This is a genomic window from Mycobacterium sp. TH-M82, from assembly GCF_057473605.1.
In genome coordinates, this window is sequence record NZ_JBYCKY010000299.1 from 1 (window position 1) to 2982 (window position 2982).

At 65.1% G+C, this 2982-nt stretch carries 2 protein-coding genes; one reads left to right on the forward strand and one right to left on the reverse strand.

Annotated features, from left to right (window positions below):
- Positions 1-97 precede the first annotated feature (97 nt).
- A complete protein-coding gene (locus AC2VON_RS09410) occupies positions 98-1762 on the forward strand; it encodes an acyl-CoA synthetase (protein WP_486952705.1) in 1665 nt (554 codons plus the stop codon).
- A 9-nt stretch (positions 1763-1771) separates the two neighbouring features.
- Here the strand turns inward: AC2VON_RS09410 and AC2VON_RS09415 are convergent.
- Positions 1772-2982, reverse strand: a 1211-nt coding sequence (locus tag AC2VON_RS09415) for a PE-PPE domain-containing protein (protein ID WP_486952706.1), incomplete at its 5' end; no start/stop codon positions are given.

Below are 2982 nucleotides of genomic sequence, written 5' to 3' on the forward strand. Positions count from 1 at the left end.
TGTTCGACCAGGGCGTGCGCCTCGCTCACGGGTGTCCGCCTTTCTCCGCCACTGTGCGGGACTTGTGTCGAAATGTAACACGTTCTAGTTTGGATCCGTGGCCCTGAACATCGCTGACCTCGCTGAACACGCTATCGACGTGGTGCCCGACCGCGTCGCCCTGATCTGCGGTGACGAACAGCTGACCTATGCCCAGCTGGAGGAGAAAGCCAACCGGTTCGCGCACTACCTGATCGACCAGGGCGTCAAGAAGGACGACAAGGTCGGCCTGTACTGCCGCAACCGCAACGAGATCGTCATCGCGATGCTCGGGATCGTCAAAGCCGGCGCCATCTTGGTCAACGTCAACTTCCGCTACGTCGAGGGCGAACTGCGCTACCTGTTCGACAACTCCGACATGGTGGCGCTGGTGCACGAGCGCCAGTACGCCGACCGGGTCGCCAACGTGCTGCCGGGGACGCCGAACGTCAAGACCATCCTGGTTGTCGAAGACGGCTCCGATCTGGACTACCAGCGTTACGGAGGGGTCGAGTTCGAGACGGCGCTGGCGCAGGGCTCCCCGGAGCGCGATTTCGGCGACCTTCTCGGTGAGCGGAGCGCCGACGACATCTACCTGCTGTACACGGGCGGCACCACCGGCTTCCCCAAGGGCGTCATGTGGCGCCACGAGGACATCTACCGGGTGCTGTTCGGCGGCACCGACTTCGTCACCGGCGAGCCGGTCAAAGACGAGTATGACCTGGCCAAGCAGGCCGCCGTCAACCCGCCGATGATCCGCTACCCGATCCCGCCGATGATTCACGGCGCCACCCAGTCGGCTACCTGGATGGCGTTGTTCGCCGGCCAGACCACGGTGCTGGCACCGGAATTCCACGCCGAGCATGTGTGGCGCACCATCTGTGACCACAAGGTGAATCTGCTGTTCTTCACCGGCGATGCCATGGCACGCCCGCTGCTGGACGCGCTGGTCGCCGCCAACGATGCCGGCCAGGAATACGACCTGTCGTCGCTGTACCTGATGGCCAGCACCGCGGCGCTGTTTTCACCCAGCATCAAGGCAAGACTGCTCGAGTTGCTGCCCAATCGCGTCATCACCGATTCCATCGGGTCGTCGGAGACCGGATTCGGCGGCACCAGCGTCGTCGCCAAGGGTGAGACGAACACCGGCGGGCCCCGGGTCAAGATCGACAGGACCACCGTGGTGCTCGACGACGACGGCAACGAAGTGCAGCCCGGCTCGAAGGCGCGGGGTATGATCGCCAAACGCGGCAACGTCCCGGTCGGCTACTACAAGGACGAGAAAAAGACCGCCGAAACCTTCCGGGTCATCAACGGCGTCCGCTATGCCATCCCCGGCGACTACGCGCAGGTCGAAGCCGACGGGACGGTCACCTTGCTGGGCCGCGGCTCGGTGTCGATCAACAGCGGCGGCGAGAAGATCTACCCCGAAGAGGTCGAAGCTGCGCTGAAGGGGCATCCCGAGGTGTTCGACGCGCTGGTGGTCGGCGTTCCAGATGCCCGCTACGGTCAGCACGTCGCCGCGGTGGTGCAGCCTCGCGACGGCACCCGCCCGTCGCTGGCCGCACTGGACAGTTTCGTCCGGTCGGTGATCGCCGGCTACAAGGTTCCGCGCAGCCTATGGCTGGTCGATGAGGTGAAGCGCTCGCCCGCCGGCAAGCCTGACTACCGCTGGGCCAAGGAGCAGACCGAAGCCCGGCCCGCCGACGAGGTGCACGCACCCCAGGCGAAGGTCGGCAGCTGAGCCGACAGGTCAGAACAGGCCCTGCAGCTCGCCGCCGATCGTTTGGAACGCACTGATCATCGCGAAGGTTTCGAACCCGCCCGCCAGGGTGTACAGATAGACGTCATTGGCCAGCGGCTGACCGATCGCCTCCAGGAGGTTACCGGCCTCGAGCCCGTCCATGAACCACTGCAGGTCGTAGTTGGGAATAGTGACCAAGACGCCGGTGGCCACATCCGCCGTCGGCAGCAAAGTCGCGTAGGCCTGTGAGAACGCGCCGGTGAGCGTGTTGACGATGTGGGTGAGCTCGCTGGCCGGGTCGGCCGCCAACGCCGTGCCCATCGTTTCGAGCCCGCTCAGCGTGTCCGCCAGGCTCGGCAGCGACAGTCCCGCTGCGTCCGCCGGCCCCGGTGCCGCCAGCCCGGTCAGGGCATCCTTGAATCCGGTTCCGATCCCCGCGACGCTCTCCTGGAGGGCCTTGAGCGTCATGTCGAAGCTCGGAGACAGGCCGAATTCGGTGGGCACGTTGGCCGGGCCGGTCGACCAGGCGTAGTCGGGGTTCCCGTAGCCCAGGTTGATCAGCGGCGTCAGGATCGGCTGCAGGAAGTCGGCCAGCGGTTTGCCGACGCCTGGAATATCCAGCAGCAGCTGCAACAGCGGCAGGTAGGGAACCGTTTCGTCGCTGAGCGGAAGCGCGTAGTAGTTGGTCAGCCCCTCGCCGGTCAGTTCCGCCGATCCTGGCAAGAGGCTGAAGTCGCCGATATGCTCGGGCGAAAGAGCCTGATACGTCGGATGCACGAACTGGATGCCCAGAATCGAGTTGAGGTCAGCCAGGAAGTTAATCGGGTAGCGCGGAATGTCGGCGAACCCGTCGTATGCCTGCATGTAGATACTGGTCGGGTAGAGATCGTCGGGGGTCGCGCCGTTGAACGTGATGCCCAGGCTGGGGATGGTGACCCCGTCCAGGCGTTCGAAGAGGCCGCCGTTGGGCATGTTGGGGTCGGCCAGCAGCACGAAGCCGACCTGATCCGGTGACACCCCCTGCTCGTGCAGCAGCGGCATCAGCATCGACGAGATCGTGGAACTCTGGGAGTCGCCCAGGATGGCGACGTGGTTGCCGGGCTGGCCATCGACGTGCGCCTTAATCGTGTTGTCGAGGATCGTGACGCCCTGGGCCTCCGACTGGTCGAGCGTCAAGCTCTTCACGCCGGTGTAGAGCGCATAGTTGCCCTCGGGCGTGA